At 35.6% G+C, this 16532-nt stretch carries 14 protein-coding genes; 10 read left to right on the forward strand and 4 right to left on the reverse strand.

The window, feature by feature from the left end:
- Positions 1-338: 338 nt before the first annotated feature.
- From nagA to NYE52_RS06175, 7 genes are all read left to right on the forward strand, one after another.
- Positions 339-1547 (forward strand): N-acetylglucosamine-6-phosphate deacetylase, encoded by a 1209-nt coding sequence (gene nagA / locus NYE52_RS06145; protein ID WP_341192252.1) that lies wholly within the window; start codon positions 339-341, stop codon positions 1545-1547.
- Positions 1544-2296, forward strand: coding sequence for a glucosamine-6-phosphate deaminase (nagB, locus tag NYE52_RS06150; protein ID WP_341192253.1), 753 nt, complete (start codon positions 1544-1546; stop codon positions 2294-2296). Before nagA ends, nagB begins: the two co-directional genes overlap by 4 nt.
- Positions 2293-3018, forward strand: coding sequence for a GntR family transcriptional regulator (locus NYE52_RS06155; RefSeq protein WP_341192254.1), 726 nt, complete (start codon positions 2293-2295; stop codon positions 3016-3018). Before nagB ends, NYE52_RS06155 begins: the two co-directional genes overlap by 4 nt.
- Entirely contained in the window at positions 3015-3920 is a 906-nt protein-coding gene (murQ, locus tag NYE52_RS06160; protein ID WP_341192255.1) for an N-acetylmuramic acid 6-phosphate etherase, read from the forward strand. The genes NYE52_RS06155 and murQ overlap by 4 nt, the downstream gene beginning before the upstream one ends.
- A gap of 116 nt (positions 3921-4036) precedes the next feature.
- A complete protein-coding gene (gene nagE, locus NYE52_RS06165; protein WP_341192256.1) occupies positions 4037-5488 on the forward strand; it encodes an N-acetylglucosamine-specific PTS transporter subunit IIBC in 1452 nt (483 codons plus the stop codon).
- A 261-nt stretch (positions 5489-5749) separates the two neighbouring features.
- Entirely contained in the window at positions 5750-6508 is a 759-nt protein-coding gene (locus tag NYE52_RS06170; protein WP_341192257.1) for a LamB/YcsF family protein, read from the forward strand.
- A gap of 376 nt (positions 6509-6884) precedes the next feature.
- On the forward strand, positions 6885-7400 hold the full coding sequence (locus tag NYE52_RS06175; RefSeq protein ID WP_341192258.1) for an RNA polymerase sigma factor: 516 nt from the start codon (positions 6885-6887) through the stop codon (positions 7398-7400).
- A gap of 130 nt (positions 7401-7530) precedes the next feature.
- Here the strand turns inward: NYE52_RS06175 and NYE52_RS06180 are convergent, their stop codons facing one another.
- The 4 genes from NYE52_RS06180 to pepT all read right to left on the reverse strand — a co-directional run bounded on the left by NYE52_RS06180 (position 7531) and on the right by pepT (position 12140).
- Positions 7531-9024, reverse strand: coding sequence for a peptide MFS transporter (locus tag NYE52_RS06180; RefSeq protein ID WP_341192259.1), 1494 nt, complete (start codon positions 9022-9024; stop codon positions 7531-7533).
- 367 nt (positions 9025-9391) lie between these two features.
- Positions 9392-10036, reverse strand: a complete 645-nt coding sequence (gene rpe, locus NYE52_RS06185) for a ribulose-phosphate 3-epimerase (protein WP_341192260.1) — start codon at positions 10034-10036, stop codon at positions 9392-9394.
- A gap of 209 nt (positions 10037-10245) precedes the next feature.
- Positions 10246-10668, reverse strand: coding sequence for a hypothetical protein (locus NYE52_RS06190; protein ID WP_341192261.1), 423 nt, complete (start codon positions 10666-10668; stop codon positions 10246-10248).
- Between the two features lie 236 nt (positions 10669-10904).
- On the reverse strand, positions 10905-12140 hold the full coding sequence (pepT, locus tag NYE52_RS06195; RefSeq protein WP_341192262.1) for a peptidase T: 1236 nt from the start codon (positions 12138-12140) through the stop codon (positions 10905-10907).
- A gap of 225 nt (positions 12141-12365) precedes the next feature.
- Here pepT and NYE52_RS06200 point away from each other — a divergent pair, with 225 nt between their 5' ends.
- The 3 genes from NYE52_RS06200 to NYE52_RS06210 all read left to right on the forward strand — a co-directional run bounded on the left by NYE52_RS06200 (position 12366) and on the right by NYE52_RS06210 (position 16512).
- Positions 12366-12971: a thioredoxin fold domain-containing protein gene (locus tag NYE52_RS06200; RefSeq protein WP_341192263.1), complete on the forward strand. Its 606-nt coding sequence runs from the start codon at positions 12366-12368 to the stop codon at positions 12969-12971.
- Positions 12972-13246: 275 nt separating this feature from the next.
- Positions 13247-15316 (forward strand): bifunctional aldolase/short-chain dehydrogenase, encoded by a 2070-nt coding sequence (locus NYE52_RS06205; RefSeq protein WP_341192264.1) that lies wholly within the window; start codon positions 13247-13249, stop codon positions 15314-15316.
- 230 nt (positions 15317-15546) lie between these two features.
- Positions 15547-16512, forward strand: coding sequence for an AraC family transcriptional regulator (locus NYE52_RS06210; RefSeq protein ID WP_341192265.1), 966 nt, complete (start codon positions 15547-15549; stop codon positions 16510-16512).
- Positions 16513-16532 lie beyond the last annotated feature (20 nt).

The raw sequence follows: 16532 nt of genomic DNA on the forward strand, positions 1-16532 counted from the left end.
GTGCAGACAAAGCAAAAAATAATCTTATTTCATTGATATCAGCTGAAGCTGTAAAAAGAAAGCTTTGGCTGTTATCAAATACAATTAAGAGAAAGACGAAGATGTGGCCAAATGAGGGTTGACTCAGGAAAATGAAATAATTTATAATTTGATATGAAAGCGATTACTGAAAGATACTCCGAAAAGAATTAGTAAAAAGTTTGTTAAATTTCCTGACAAGTTTAGAGATTTATAGGAATACTTTTAGTAGTATATGTAATAATGATTATGTACGGCGCAACTGGTATAGACATCTAGATATATAGTTGACGACAATTTTAGAAGGGGTTAATGAAATCATGATTTCAGAGGAACGACAGAAATTAGTTTTAAAAAACTTATGTATTTACACAGAAGCAGGGATTAATCCTAATGGATATGTGGTGGTGAAGGATGGAAAAATTGAAACGATTGGTTTAATGGAATCCTTTCATGAAAAAGACTGGAGTGGTGCTCGAGTAATAGAATTTCCTAAGGGGATGAATTTAATTCCAGGATTTATTGATATCCATATTCATGGAGCAAATGATGCGGATGCGATGGATGGGACGCTGAATTCCTTAGAAACGATGGCGAATACCTTGCCGATGGAAGGAACAACTAGCTTTTTAGCAACTACAATGACACAGGATGTAGAAAGTATTGAAAAGGCATTGTCTACTATTGGCCAGTATATCGAATCTGCTGATCAAACGGGAAAAGCGGAAATTATCGGAATTCACTTAGAAGGACCCTTTATCTCAGAAAAAAGAGTTGGGGCTCAACCAATTCAATCCGTTAAAAAGCCAGAGGTAGCATTATTTAAAAAATGGCGAAAATTATCAAATGATCAAATTAAACTTGTTACAATGGCACCTGAGGAAGATGAGAATTTCGAGCTTGTTCGTTATTTAAAGAGTGAAAATATTGTTCCATCCATGGGTCACTCAGATGCTGTATATGAACAAGTACTAACAAGTATTCAAGCTGGAGTAAATCATGTTACACATCTTTTTAATGGTATGAGAGGCTTGCATCATCGAGATCCAGGAGTGGCTGGTGCTGCATTGCTTCATTCTGAGTTGATGGCAGAAATGATTGTGGATGGCGTTCATATCCATCCAGAAATCGTGAAACTAGCTTTTTTACAAAAGGGTGTTAATCATATCATTTTAATTACTGACAGTATGCGCGCCAAATGGCTTGAGGATGGTATTTCATCACTGGGCGGTCAAAAGGTAATTGTTAAGGATGGGAAGGCATTATTGGAAAATGGTTCCCTTGCTGGCAGTACATTAAAAATGATTGATGCAATAAATAATATGATGAATTTTACAGGATGTACTTTACAGGATGTAGTACAAATGGCGTCCTATAATCCGGCCAAGCAAATAGGAGTGTTGGATAAAAAAGGTAGTATTGCAAAAGGAAAAGACGCAGATTTAGTCGTATTAGATGAGAAAAATCAAGTGATGCTTACAATTTGTAATGGACAAATTGTTTATTCGAATGGAGGAGTAACAGCATGAAATTAATCGAAGTACAAAGCTATGATGAAATGAGTAAAGTAGCAGCAGAAATAATGATTGAGCAAATTAAAACGAAACCAAACAGTGTTCTAGGACTAGCAACTGGAGGAACACCGATAGGAACATACCAGAATTTAATTAAGGATTTCACCAAAAATAAAACGTCATACGAAAAAGTTATGACTGTCAATTTAGATGAATACATTGGTTTAGAAAAGGACAATCCACAAAGCTATAGCTACTATATGAAAGAGCAGTTATTTAACCATATTAACATCCCAGAAAATCAAACGTATTTACCATCTGCTAAAAGTGTGGAAGAAGAAGAGGCAGGAAGAAATTATGAAAAGCTTATTGATTCCTTAGGTGGAATAGATTTGCAAATTTTAGGGATAGGGGAAAATGGGCATATCGGTTTTAATGAACCAGGTACTTCATTTTCTTCTCCTACAAGTATTGTAAAACTGGCTGAATCAACGCGAGAGGCAAATGCTCGATATTTTACGAAGATGGAGGAGGTGCCAACACACGCTATCTCTATGGGGATATCTACGATCATGAAAAGTCGAAAAATCATCTTACTTGTTTCCGGAGTGAAAAAAGCTCCGATACTAAATCAGTTATTTCATACAGATGTAAAGGAGGATCTACCTGCATCTATTCTAAAAAAACATCCAGATGTTACGATTATAGCTGATCAGGAAGCACTTTCGATTTTAAAAGAAAGTAAAGGGAGTGTGTATAGTTGATCATAAAAGATTCGCATATTCCCATTTACTATCAATTAGAGATGGAGATAAAAGAAATCATTAAAAATCTACAACCGGGAGATCCGATTAGTTCAGAACGGGAATTTTCTGAAAAATATGGTATCAGCAGGATGACGGTGCGTCAAGCAATTAATAATTTAGTGGCAGAGGGGGTTCTTGTTCGGCAACGGGGAAAGGGAACCTTTGTTGCTACCCCTAAAGTAGAGCAGGAGCTTTCTGGACTAACTAGCTTCTCAGAAGACATGCGATCAAGGGGGTTAACACCGCAAACGAAAATTTTAGATTTTAAGACGATTCCATGTCCAAGGGGGATAGCCTCTAAGCTACAGATAGAGGAGGGAGATACGGTGTATGAGTTTAGCCGATTACGAATAGCAGACGATATTCCAATGGCGCTTGAAACGTCGTATTTACCGACTACAGTGATTAAAGATCTTCAGGAAGAGACTTTACATGGCTCTATTTATGAATATGTTGAACAGACTTTATATTTAAAAATTAGTCATGCGACACAAACGATAGAGTCGACTTTATCTCAAAAAAACGAAAGCACACCTCTTGGCATAAAAGAAGGTGCTCCTGTATTACTAATGGAACGATACAGTTATTTAGAAAATGGTACTCCATTTGAATATGTTAAATCGATTTATCGAGGAGATCGCTATAAATTTGTCATTGATATGAAGAGGTCACAATCATGAAGAATCATAGAACGACAGAAAAGAGGAACGAAAAAAGCTTAATGTTAGATGAATGGAGTTCAATCGAAATTGTCCAGTTTATGAACCAAGAGGATGAAGGAATTGCGAAGGCAGTCAAAGAAGCTTTGCCAACGATTGCTTTAGCCGTTGACGGAATTGTAGAACGGTGGAAACAAGGGGGGAGAATCTTTGTTATTGGAGCAGGTACTAGTGGGAGATTAGGGGTAGTGGATGCTGTGGAGCTTGGTCCCACTTTTTCCATTGAGCACGATCGCTGGACTGGTATCTTAGCAGGTGGATATGAGGCAATGTGGACTTCTTTGGAAGAGACAGAAGATGACGAACAGCTTATACAAACAACCTTGGAAACTTATGAGTTTTCAGCAAGAGATGTATTAATAGGCGTGACGGCTAGTGGATCAACCCCGTTTGTCCTTGCAGCCATTCATTTTGGAAAAGAAAGAAATGGACTGACAATCGGGATAAGCAATAATGAAAACACCATCCTTTCCTCTATTTGTGACTATGGAATTGAAGCGATAACTGGCCCAGAAGTTATTAGAGGATCTACACGCTTAAAAGCAGGAACCGCTCAAAAAATGGTGTTGAATATGCTATCAACCGCATCGATGGTGAGATTGGGAAAGGTCTACCGTAATGAAATGGTTGATATGAAATTAATTAATAATAAGCTTGTGTATCGGGCTGTACAGACATTGATGAATGCAACAGATATTAGTGAGGCAGAAGCAACGCGAATACTAAAAGAAAATAATGACGATTTAAAAGTATCCATATTTCGTGTGCTAGCAGGAGGAACAAAGGAGGAAGCACTTCATTATCTTCGTGAGGCAGACGGCCATATAAAGCAAGCAATGCAACAATATTTTCAAAAAGACTAGTTAATTTCTCTTTAAAGGAGGGATGCCCAAAAGATAAGGTGAATAGAGGTCTCATATTAGAACGGCAGTAGAGGATGGCATTATATTAATTTATTTTTATTATAGGGGGAAGTTGAATGAAATCATACTTACAAAAGCTCGGGCGTGCATTAATGCTGCCAGTAGCTGTTTTACCAGCAGCAGCGTTATTAATGGGGATTGGTTATGCCATTGATCCAAGTGGATGGGGCGCGGGGAGTCCGATTGCATCCTTTCTAATTAAAGCAGGATCTTCCATACTAGATAATATCGCAATCTTATTCGCAGTAGGGGTAGCATTAGGTTTGTCAAAGGATAAGGATGGCGCTTCTGCAATGAGTGGATTAGTTGCATACTTAGTGGTCAAAACATTATTATCCCCTGCCTCTGTAGCGATGTTACAAGGGATTAATGTGGAAGATGTGAATTTAGCTTTCTCTAAAATTGAAAATGCATTTATCGGAATCTTGGCAGGTGCTGTTGCGGCAGCACTATACAATCGCTTTAGCAAAACACAGCTTCCGCCTGCATTTGCCTTCTTTAGTGGGAAACGCCTAATTCCAATTCTTAGTGCCGTTTCGATGCTTGCCATTTCCGTTATCTTATTGTTTATTTGGCCAGCTATTTTTTCAGGACTTGTTTCTTTTGGGGAAGCAATCAGTAAAATTGGAGCAGTTGGAGCTGGTATATATGGATTCTTTAACCGTTTACTCATTCCAACGGGTTTACACCATGCTTTGAATGCAGTGTTCTGGTTTGACATTGCAGGGATAAATGACATAAATAATTTCTGGTCCAGCAATGGTGAAAAAGGAATTACTGGTATGTATCAGGCTGGATTCTTCCCAGTAATGATGTTTGGGCTTCCAGCAGCAGCTCTTGCAATGTATCATACAGCAAAAACGAAACGAAAAAAACAAGTGGCTTCTTTAATGCTTGCAGCAGGAATCGCTGCCTTTGTAACGGGGGTTACAGAACCAATTGAATTTGCATTTATGTTTGCAGCACCGGCACTATACGTTGTTCATGCTTTGTTAACGGGTATTTCGCTCTTTGTTGCAGCGAGCTTTCATTGGACAGCAGGCTTTAGCTTTAGTGGAGGATTAATTGATTTCGTATTAAGTTCTCAATTGCCATTAGCTAATAACCCATATATGCTAATTGTTCAAGGACTAGTATTTGCCGTTATCTACTATACATTATTCCGTTTTCTTATCACTAAATTTAATTTTAAAACACCAGGTAGAGAAGATGATGAGTTAGTTAATGAATCTTTAGATCAAGTGGCCGTTACAACGGATAATAAATTTGCAGTGATGGCTTCTGAAATTTATGAAGGTCTTGGCGGAGACAGTAATGTAACATCTGTTGATAATTGTGTTACACGTTTGCGAATTGAAGTAAAAGATATGGATGCGGTGAATCAACAGAAAATAAAATCTACTGGTGTACCAGGGATTAATATTGTTGGAAAAACAAGTATTCAAGTAATTGTTGGAACAAATGTTCAATTTGTTGCAGATGAAATTGAAAAGATTAGAAAAGTGTAAACAATAAAGAAAAACAAGACTACTAATAAATAATAGTCTCAACAGATATAATTTAATCAAAAATGCGGTAGTCTCTCTTTTGGTGGGACTATCGCATTTTTAGATTTTAAGAAAGTAGAAAAAGTTAGCAGGTTTACAGGTATCTTATCTAGAATCAGCATAGATAAGGAAAATAAGGAACTGATAAAAAGAAAATTATTTTAAACGAAGGGATATTTTAATAGGCAATAAAAAAGATGGAATGAACTGGAGGAATTCAAAATGTCGATTGATATAAATTGTGATTTAGGAGAAAGCTATGGTGCTTATCATATAGGGAATGATGAAGAGATAATCCCCTTTGTAACAAGTGTTAATATTGCCTGTGGTTTTCATGCAGGTGATCCAACAACGATGAGAAAAACGGTAAGCCTCGCTCTTGGGAATAAAGTAGCGATTGGAGCACATCCTGGCTTTCATGATCTATTGGGGTTTGGAAGAAGAGAAATAAAAATGGCAGCCAGTGAAGTATATGATCTTGTTGTTTATCAGATAGGAGCATTAGAGGCGATTGTAAAAGCAGAAGGTGGAAAGATGCAACATGTAAAGCCTCATGGTGCATTATATAATATGGCAGCGAAGGATAGCCAATTAGCAGATGCAATCGCTAAAGCTGTTTATAAGGTGAATCCTGAATATATCCTCTTTGGTTTAGGGGGCAGCGAACTAATCAGGGCTGGTAAACGATATGGTTTAAAAACAGCTAACGAAGTATTTGCAGATCGTACATATCAGTCAGACGGAAGCTTAACTCCACGTACACAGGAACAAGCTCTCATACAGGATCCGGTTCATGCAGCAGAACAGATACTTCACATGGTCAAAGAGAAAAGAGTAGTCTCGATTCAAGGAGATGAGGTTCCTATTCAAGCAGATACTATATGCATTCATGGGGATTCCAATCATGGCTTATCTATCGTAAAAAAAATCAGATCAACTCTCATTCAATCAAAAATAAATATAAAAAATTTCATGCAATAAGAGACGTGACTTTCTTTTAATGACAATTTAACAGTTTTCCCAACCAAATCAAAGCAAAATCAACGCTTCTATAAGACATTTTAAAAAATAATGGAAAAACAACGAAATTTAATGAAAAAAATGGGACTTTTATTACATTAAGATGTATAATATATTTCATTAATGTTACAAAGGGTAGCTCAGTTAACTATTTTGTAACAAATTTAATGGATAAACACTATTAAGGTAGTAATAACTAAATGAAGAACTCGAATAGAGATAACAAACATTAAAATCTGTTAATGGAATTTTTTATATTCTTTTCATTATTTTAGTAGAAATGTTTTTGATAGCTATCTGTCCATTGATTCACTGGGTTTTGTTGGGAGTGGGGGAAGTGGGTTCGATTGAAGAGCTCTATAGACAATATAATCAAGAATTAATTCATTTTCTAATATATTTAGGGGTTAAAAAGGAGGAGGTAGAAGATTTAGTTCAAGAGGTTTTTATAAGAGTTCTTAAAACAAAGTGTCTCTTTAAAGGGGAGAGCAGTGCGAGAACTTGGTTATATACGATTGCAAAAAATATAGCCATTGATCATTTTCGAAAGCAAAAAAGTTTCTATTCATTTGATAGCGAAATTCCTATTCATATAAAAGATGAACAGCCACTTCCTGATGAGATTACACTGCAAAAAGAACAGCTGGATTGGATTAAACAGTTACTTAGATGCTGTACAGCGGATCAAAAAAAGGTCATTTATTGTAGGTATTTAAAAGAAATGTCTATTGGAGAAACAGCAATCAATTTAGGCTGGTCTGAAAGCAAGGTGAAGACAACACAGCATCGAGCCTTAAAGCTACTTAAAAGAAGCCTAGTAAACTCTTCAAATATGGGTGTGGCTTTGAAATAAGCGGCACTAAGAATAGCTAGGGGGATATGAAGGAAGTGGGGGATAATACTTGCTATCTCTTGTTCATTTTCTAATTCGTAAATGTATGTAAAAAGAAATAAGTGGAGGATGCCCCCACTTATCTCTATGTTTATTTTATTCCCTTCATCTTGTTCTGAATCATTGGTGATAAAAAGAAAAGGATAATACTTAAGAAAATAGCTGCTCCACCTAAAAGACCAAAGTATGCAACTTCTGATATTTTTGTAAATAACGGAGCAATTTGTGCATTTAACGCTTGCGCTGCTGCACTTGATAAAAACCAAAGACTCATCGTTTGTGCAGAGAAGGCCTCTGGCGCAAGCTTCGTTGTTGCGGATAAACCTACCGGAGATATACATAGCTCCCCAACTACTACAAGGAAATAGCTTAATACTAACCATAATGGGCTTACTAGTGTACTCTCTCCACTTATATAGGCTGGTAACATCATGATGATGAAGGATAAACCAGCAAACAATAACGCAATGGAAAACTTCTTAGAAACAGAAGGCTGACGATTACCTAACTTCACCCAAATCCACGCAAATACTGGTGCAAAAATAATGATGAACAATGGATTGATGGATTGGAAAATTGTCGGTGAAAGACTTAAACCAGCAAACTCTAATTGTGTTCGTTTATCAGCGTAGGTAGCAAGAATTGTAGATCCTTGTTCTTGAATAGCCCAAAACATAACAGCAGCTAAGAACAATGGAATATACGCAATCAATCTAGAACGCTCATCACGAGTTGTTTTTGGACTGCGATACATAACTGTGAAATAAATCGCTGGAATTAAGAATCCAAGAATTCCGATAATCGTGATAAATGAATCAAATGTAAGCCAACCTAAAGAAATAGTAATGGCTACAATAATGGCAAGGACAACTATACCAATACCAATGGAAGAAAATACTTTTTTCTTTTCATCTTTTGACAATGGATTTGGCACAACTGTACCAGCAAGTCCTAGATTCTTCTTCTTTGTTACCATGAATACAATTAATCCTAATAACATACCAACTGCCGCAAGTCCGAAACCAAGATGGAAGCTATAATTCATTCCAATCTCTCCGACGATAATTGGTGCTAGGAAACCACCAAGGTTAATACCCATGTAGAAAATACTAAAACCAGCATCACGACGAGCGTCTTCTGGGCTATACATCTCCCCAACAATGCTTGATACGTTCGGTTTTAATAATCCTGTTCCGATAACAATTAAGACCATTGAAATAAAGAACATCGTAATACTGCCTGGAACTGCCAAAACAATATGACCAAGCATGATGAAAATACCACCATAGAAAACGGCCATAGACGTTCCAAAAATTCTATCTGCAAACCATCCGCCAATAATACCGGACATATAGACAAGGGAACCGTAAATAGAAACTATAGCAATTGCAGTTCCCTCCGAGATACCTAATCCGCCTTTAGATACTTCATAGTACATATAATAAACCAGGATGGCTCTCATTCCATAATAGGAAAACCTCTCCCAAAATTCTGTAAAGAAAAGTGTGAATAATCCTTTAGGGTGCCCAAAAAATCCCTTTTGGGGAACACTGTCCACAATTTTCTGTTTATTTGATTCTGACATGATGAAACCTCCTCTATTATTTTAATATAATACTGAAAAGATACTAGATTTGTCAAAAAAATTTTTGATGAAACATGTAGATAGGAAAATATATGTTTTTTTTCTTTTTGAAGTCAAAATAATAAGTGTTTTATGAAAATAATAAATATTTCTAATATAATTATTTTTGGATTCTTGGCTTATTAATAAGTCATTGGAATAGAAATAAGCTTTAGGGGAGAAATTTACGGAATATAGACTCGCGTATAAAAGGGAGTTAAGAGAGAGGGGATAGAAAAAAGGAATCTAAAAAATAATAGATTCCTCCTCTTTAGATTCCTATTATATGGTAGTGCTAACAGTATGCTCACACTAATAGACGTATCAATTATCCACGTATCGCTTTAATTGCTTCTTCGCGATTTGGATTATTATAGATGAATGACCCAGCAACAAGAACATTAGCCCCTGCCTCTTTCACTAAAACGGCTGTTTCAGCATTAATTCCACCATCAACTTCAATCTCAAGTGCAGGATTTAATTGATCTGCTAATTGGCGAACTTCTCTAATTTTCGGAAGTACATTAGGGATGAAGGCTTGTCCGCCAAATCCAGGATTAACGGTCATCAAAAGAACCATGTCAATATCTTCGATAATATGTTTAATCATTTCAACAGGAGTACTTGGATTTAAAACTACTCCGGATTTTACCCCGTTTTCTTTAATCAATTGAATAGTACGGTGTAGATGGCGACATGCTTCCACATGTACTGTGATGATATCAGCCCCAGCTTTTGCAAATTGCGGTATATAGGAATCGGGGTTTTCAATCATTAAATGAACATCTAAAGGTAATGATGTAACGGGTCGAATTGCTTCGACAATAAGTGGACCGATGGTGATGTTTGGAACAAAATGGCCATCCATTACATCAACATGAATGTAATCAGCTCCACCTAACTCAACATCTTTAACTTCCTCCCCTAGCTTCGCAAAATTAGCGGAGAGAATGGAGGGTGCAACTTTAATCATATGTAAGCCTCCTTTTTCGTAGTGGTTTAAAATAAATGAATTAATAAATATGTACATGAAAATTATAGCAGAACGTGAGGTGTTGAACAAGCGGATTGAATGCGGTTACGTTTTTACAGTGGAAGGTGTGAAAAAAATAGTAGCCACTTCGTAATATGGAAGGATTAGAAGAAGTGGCTATCAGAATTGAATCACTTACTTTAAAAGAATTATAATTTATTTATGATTTCTTTTTGAATTTCAGCAGTTGCAGCTGCATAATTTGTTGATATACAAGAAACTAACATTTCTTTGTTTTTATAGAAAGGTTCTTTGTTTTTATTATAGTAAAAACGTACACTCTCTTCTTCTTTAAAGAATTCCTTCCCAATTTTTAATAGAGTAGTAATTGGCAAGGTATCAAAAGAAACAGTGCTTTCTTCATGCTTTGGAGTCGGAATAGACTGTTCTTGATCTGTTTGCTTAAACTCTTTCACTACTTTTTTAAGAACCTTTTCTTGAGCAATTACCTGTTTAAAAAGTTTTTTGCGCACTCTTTTTTTCTTGGATTGAAGTCCAAATGTTTCTAATATATAGTGATGTAATTCTGTATTTTGTGTAACTTCTTCTTGCATTTTACTGATTGTATTCATTGCAAAACTCCTCTAATCTTTTCTTTCACCACTAAATCCATGGAATATAGGGATTTTGGCACTGAATTATTATATACTAAACTATTAAAAGTACAAAGTTTAATTCGGTATTCGAAATATATTCAGGGTGAGATGGCTTAATAATGAAAGGTTATATTGTTGTTATTGAGTAAATTCCCTTCACTTTTCGTAGGAACATTTAAATGATAAAAAGAAGGCATAGAGCCTTCTTTCTATCATTCTCCTCGTTCTGAAAATAAGCGGGCAATTTCTACGATTACATTTGTCGCTTTCACCATGTTATCTACAGAAATGTATTCATATTTTCCGTGGAAATTCTCTCCACCTGTAAATATATTCGGTGTTGGTAGTCCCATATAAGAAAGCTGGGAGCCATCTGTACCACCACGGATTGGTTGTACAATAGGTGTAATACCGAGATTTTCCATTGCTTGGTATGCGACGTCTACAATTTCTTTTACCGGCTCTATTTTTTCACGCATATTGTAGTATTGGTCGTTCAAATCTAGTTTTACCGTATTAGCGCCATACTTTTCATTTAACTCATGTATGATTGCCTGAAGGGTATTTTTTCTGTCTTCAAAAGAAGATCGATCAAAATCGCGGATAATATAAGAAAGCTTTGTCTCTTCTACATCTCCTTCAAAAGAAAGCAAATGATAAAAGCCCTCATAGCCTTCTGTGAATTCAGGTGCTTCATTCGCAGGTAAACGGTTTTGTAATTCCATTGCTATTTTGATACTATTGACCATTTTTCCTTTTGCTGTCCCTGGATGAACATTCGTGCCGCTTACGGTAATCTTTGCTCCAGCTGCATTAAAGCTTTCATATTGTAATTCACCTAATGGGCCACCATCAACTGTGTAAGCAAAATCTGCATCAAAGGCTTCTACATTAAATTTATGAGGTCCTCTTCCAATTTCTTCATCAGGTGTAAAGGCAACTCTAATTTTACCATGTTTAATGTCTGGGTTTTCTTTTAGGTAAATAAGGGCTGTTACAATTTCAGCAATTCCAGCTTTATTATCTGCACCAAGCAATGTTGTTCCATCGGTAGTGAGTAATGTATGACCAACATAATTCTTTAATTCTGGAAATTCTTTAGGGGATAAAACGATATGTAAGTCTTTATTTAATACAATATTTTGCCCGTCATATTTTTCTGTTTTTTGTGGACGAACATTTTTCCCCGTGAAATCTGTGGCTGTATCTAAATGAGCTAGAAATCCAATCGTTGGAACCTTATTATCTGTATTAGCCGGCAAGGTTGCCATAACATATCCGTTTTCATCAATCGTTACTTCGGCCATTCCAATTTCTTTTAGTTCTTCCACTAATAAATTTGCTAGTGTTAACTGTCCTGGAGTAGATGGACATTCTGAGTTGCTTTCATTTGATTGCGTATCAACCACTGCATACGATATAAAACGATTTATAATATTTTCTTTCACACTATTCAACTCCTTTATCAGATATCCTGATTTTATCATAGAAGGAATGAATAATACGAATATAGTGAATTAGCTATCTAGATTCTCCTAAGTAGGCAAAATTAGTTATCAATTGATTCATAATCGTTCACAATTATGTTGAATTTTGGTTTAGTTTGATGCTTTATTTGGACGGCTTTTTAGATAGAATATAAGTATTGCCATTGTAGAAAAGGAGATGGATGAATGAAGAAACAAAATAAACCAACGATTATTTTTAGTGCAATCGCAGTAATCATTATTATTTGTTTTGTAGCTATATGGTGGTTAAACAGTAAGAATATACATACAATGGAAGACATAAAGAAAATAAATGCATCGGCTACGTTTGCCCAGCAAGATGAGGAGTATATTGTTTATTTTTGGCAAGCCACTTGTACATATTGCAAACAAATTGAAAATGATGTTATAGAGTTTAGCAATGGTGGAGATATTCCCATTTATGTTGTGGACATGCAGAACAAAAATAATGAATCTAGTTGGTATGATTGGGAAGCACACCATAAGAAGTTTAATAAAGTAATTGGAAAAATGGAAGATGGCAAAGAAGTATGGAACGATGGGATAAATATAGAGGATTTTCAAAATAATCAAGAAATTGCCTGGGGTATTGTAGCAGATGAAGATAATCAAATCATCGCAACACATAATACTGCTTATGGAAACGAAGCACCAGAAAGTGCAGAGGAAATTGAAATTACCGGAACACCAACAATGATAAAAATTAAAGATGGTAAGTTTGAGGAGTATGCAGTTGGTGTAGAAGAAACACTCGAAATGCTAGGGAAATAAAGTGGAAAGAAGCTGAAGTTAGGGTGACCTATCTAAGCTTCTTTTTTTGTTTGAATTTTAGATATTGATAGGTAAGGGAAAAGTGGTATATCCAGTAAATGAAAGCTGAAAACACTAACCAAGATTACATTCTCATCAATATAAATAGCCATGATTTGGATTAATCTTTACAAAATAACTATAAGTAAAAATAAATAAAACATTTCAAAAACAAACAAACATATTGTATAATGTAATCGGGGTATAAAAAAACAGTTTGTGAAGGGAGAATTATTATGGTTCAGAATTTATGGAATAATGAAAGGGCTTCACAATTAAAAAAAGGTTTAGATGAGTTAGTTTACCGATCTAATTTAATTGGTTCAGATCGAGCTGTATGTAATTGGGGTGGCGGAAATACTTCCATGAAGACAATTGAAAAAGATTTTCGTGGAAGAGAGATAGAAGTAATGTGGGTAAAAGGAAGCGGTTCAGACTTAGCAACAATGAAAGCGCATAATTTTACAGGTCTTAAGCTGGAGGATATTAAACCATTAATCGAAAGAAAAGAAATGCCTGATGAGGAAATGGTTGCTTATTTATCACATTGTATGATTGATAGTACGCATCCAAGAGCGTCTATCGAAACCTTATTACACGCATTTTTACCATATAAACATGTCGATCACACCCATCCAGATGCTATTATTAGCATTTGCTGTGCAGATAATGGGAAACAAATCGCCGAAGAAATTTATGGGAATCGTTTTGTGTGGGTACCTTATATCCGACCAGGTTTTACACTATCAAAAATGATTGCAGAAGGTGTACAGAATAACCCGAATGCAGAATTAGTATTAATGGAAAAGCATGGTCTTGTTGTTTGGGGAGAGACAGCTGAGGAAAGCTATGAAAAAACAATCACTTTTATTAACGAAGCAGAAAGCTATATTCATAATAAAATAGAAGAAGAAAAAGTTTTTGGTGGAGAGAAATATTCTGCTTTATCGAAGGAATCGGCAGAAGAGATTCTTAGCCAAGTGCTACCAGTAATTCGAGGAGCAATTAGCGAAGAAAAACAGATGCTTTTAACCTATGATAGAGAGGAAGAAGTACTTCAATTCGTGAATAGCAAGGATGCAAAGCGTTTATCACAAATAGGTGCAGCTTGCCCAGACCATCTTGTACATACGAAAAGACAACCTTTATATATAGAGTGGGATCCGGCTACAAAAGATATTGCTAGTTTAAAAGAAAGCATAAAAAAAGGTGTGGAAAACTTTAAAAATGAGTATATTGCTTATTTTGAAAGAAATAAAGAAGCTGGAGATCAAATTTCAGAAACAGCTCCTCGGGTTATTTTAATTCCTGGAATTGGAATGGTTAACACGGGAAAAACGCTTGCTATGGCTGAAGTGAGCGGAGCATTATACCATCGTGCAATCTCTGTAATGAAGGGTGCTACTACTTTAGGAGAATTTGTATCATTAAATGAAAATGAGTCATTTAAAATCGAGTATTGGCCACTGGAATTATATAAATTATCTCTAGCACCAAAAGAAGCGGAATTCTCTCGTAAAGTTGCATTTGTTACTGGAGGAGCGGGTGGTATTGGTAGTGAAACTTGCCGACTATTTGCAGACCTAGGAGCACATGTTGTTATTGCGGATCTTAATATAGAAGGTGCAGAAAAGGTAGCGGCAGAAATCAATGAAAAGTACGGTTCTAAACGTGCGCTAGCAGTTAAGATGGATGTAACAAGTGAAGAAGCTGTGAAAGAAGCCTACAAGAAAACAGCTCTTACATTTGGAGGAGTGGATATTATCGTCAATAATGCTGGACTTGCAACATCTAGTCCATTTGATGAAACTTCTTTACAAGAATGGAATTTAAATGTAAATGTTCTTGGAACAGGATATTTTCTAGTTGCGAGAGAAGCATTTAAACAAATGAAAGAGCAAGGTTTAGGGGGAAGCATGGTATTTATCGGTTCCAAAAACTCTGTATATGCAGGGAAAAATGTTACTGCATATAGCTCGGTGAAAGCAATGGAAGCACATCTAGCAAGATGTATTGCTGCAGAGGGAGGAGAATTTGGCATTCGTGTTAATACGGTATTACCAGATGCTGTGTTACAAGGATCTGCTATTTGGGGATCTAAGTGGCGTGAAGAAAGAGCTGCCAATTATGGAATTGACCCAGATCAACTAGAAGAGCACTATAAGAAACGAACTACTTTATTAGTAAATATTTTTCCAAAGGATATTGCGGAAGCGATTTGCTATTTCTCTTCTTCAAAAGCAGAGAAAACAACAGGGTGTATGCTGACAGTTGATGGAGGAGTACCTGCAGCGTTCACTAGATAATATAAAAAGTGGGGATTTATTCTATCCCCGCTTTTTTGCTGTAATAGGAATGGAAAATAGTTGTGAAAGGAAGTTTCCTTCTATTGTTAAGTAGATATTAGAAGAAGCAAGTCTTATACTATAGTAGAATGAATGTAAACGATTTCGATTGGTGATTGAAAAAGTCAAAAGTTCTGTGTAACAAACTCACCAATTATATGATAAATCGTTCAAACAGGAGGTTGACCTTCTTGGAAAATGCTTTATTGAAGCAATTAATGGAATTAACAGAGGAAGAAAAAAGTATTGTGCAACAAAAGCAAGGTGTTATGAAAGATATTTATACAAGTCAAAGTAATTTTATTATTGAAAGTGAAAAGTTTTTGCGGAAAGATAAAATGATTACGGTGAGAAAGCATACACGTTTTATTGATTTTCCTAAACATAAGCATAATTATATTGAGATTAATTATGTAGTGAGTGGGAGCTTAAAGCAAAAAGTTGGTAATGACCATATATCCCTAAAAAAAGGAGAGCTCTTATTTTTAAATCAGCATATGGAGCATGAAATTCAGGCATGTAATCGGGAAGATATTGTCGTTAATTTCATCATCCAGCCACCTTTTTTTCAATTTATTTTTCAATATTTACATGAAGAAAATAAACTAACCGATTTTCTTATTAATAGCTTATTTAATCATACGGAAAGTGGACAATATTTATATTACAAGGTCTCAGATGTCATGGAAATCCAAGACATCATTGGGAAACTATTAAAAGAAGAAACAAATAACTCCATTTTATCGGAATCGACGATGAAGCTGTATATGGGGTTATTGATTATAGAGCTTATAAAAAATACAGATAAAATTCAACAAAATGAGGGAGTATTGCAAAATCAGTATCTCGTGATTGAAGCTTTGACCTATATCGAAGAGAAGTATCAAAATGGAACGCTAAATGAACTAGCAGAAAAGCTACATCAATCAATGTCTTCTTTGAGCAAAAATATAAAAAAAGCAACAGGCTATACTTTTAAGGAGCTACTGCAGGAGAAGCGGCTTAGTAAGTCGAAAATACTGTTAGAGACTACGGATCTTTCGATTAAGCGGATTATTGAAGAAGTAGGATATGATAATATTAGCTATTTCTATCGGATATTTAAAGAGAAATATGGAATGACGCCAAAAGAATTTCGGTTAAAGCTAGCAAAGTAATCTATTTGCTAGTTTTTTCT

Source organism: Niallia sp. FSL W8-0635 (assembly GCF_038007965.1).
GTDB lineage: Bacteria > Bacillota > Bacilli > Bacillales > Cytobacillaceae > Niallia.

Bases quoted from the DNA above. Each gene is read 5' to 3' on its own strand.
- nagA (WP_341192252.1), top strand. From the start codon at position 339: ATGATTTCAGAGGAACGACAGAAATTAGTTTTAAAAAACTTATGTATT.
- nagB (WP_341192253.1), top strand. From the start codon at position 1,544: ATGAAATTAATCGAAGTACAAAGCTATGATGAAATGAGTAAAGTAGCA.
- murQ (WP_341192255.1), top strand. From the start codon at position 3,015: ATGAAGAATCATAGAACGACAGAAAAGAGGAACGAAAAAAGCTTAATG.
- nagE (WP_341192256.1), top strand. From the start codon at position 4,037: ATGAAATCATACTTACAAAAGCTCGGGCGTGCATTAATGCTGCCAGTA.
- NYE52_RS06170 (WP_341192257.1), top strand. From the start codon at position 5,750: ATGTCGATTGATATAAATTGTGATTTAGGAGAAAGCTATGGTGCTTAT.
- NYE52_RS06180 (WP_341192259.1), bottom strand. From the start codon at position 9,024: ATGTCAGAATCAAATAAACAGAAAATTGTGGACAGTGTTCCCCAAAAG.
- rpe (WP_341192260.1), bottom strand. From the start codon at position 10,036: ATGATTAAAGTTGCACCCTCCATTCTCTCCGCTAATTTTGCGAAGCTA.
- NYE52_RS06190 (WP_341192261.1), bottom strand. From the start codon at position 10,668: ATGAATACAATCAGTAAAATGCAAGAAGAAGTTACACAAAATACAGAA.
- NYE52_RS06200 (WP_341192263.1), top strand. From the start codon at position 12,366: ATGAAGAAACAAAATAAACCAACGATTATTTTTAGTGCAATCGCAGTA.
- NYE52_RS06205 (WP_341192264.1), top strand. From the start codon at position 13,247: ATGGTTCAGAATTTATGGAATAATGAAAGGGCTTCACAATTAAAAAAA.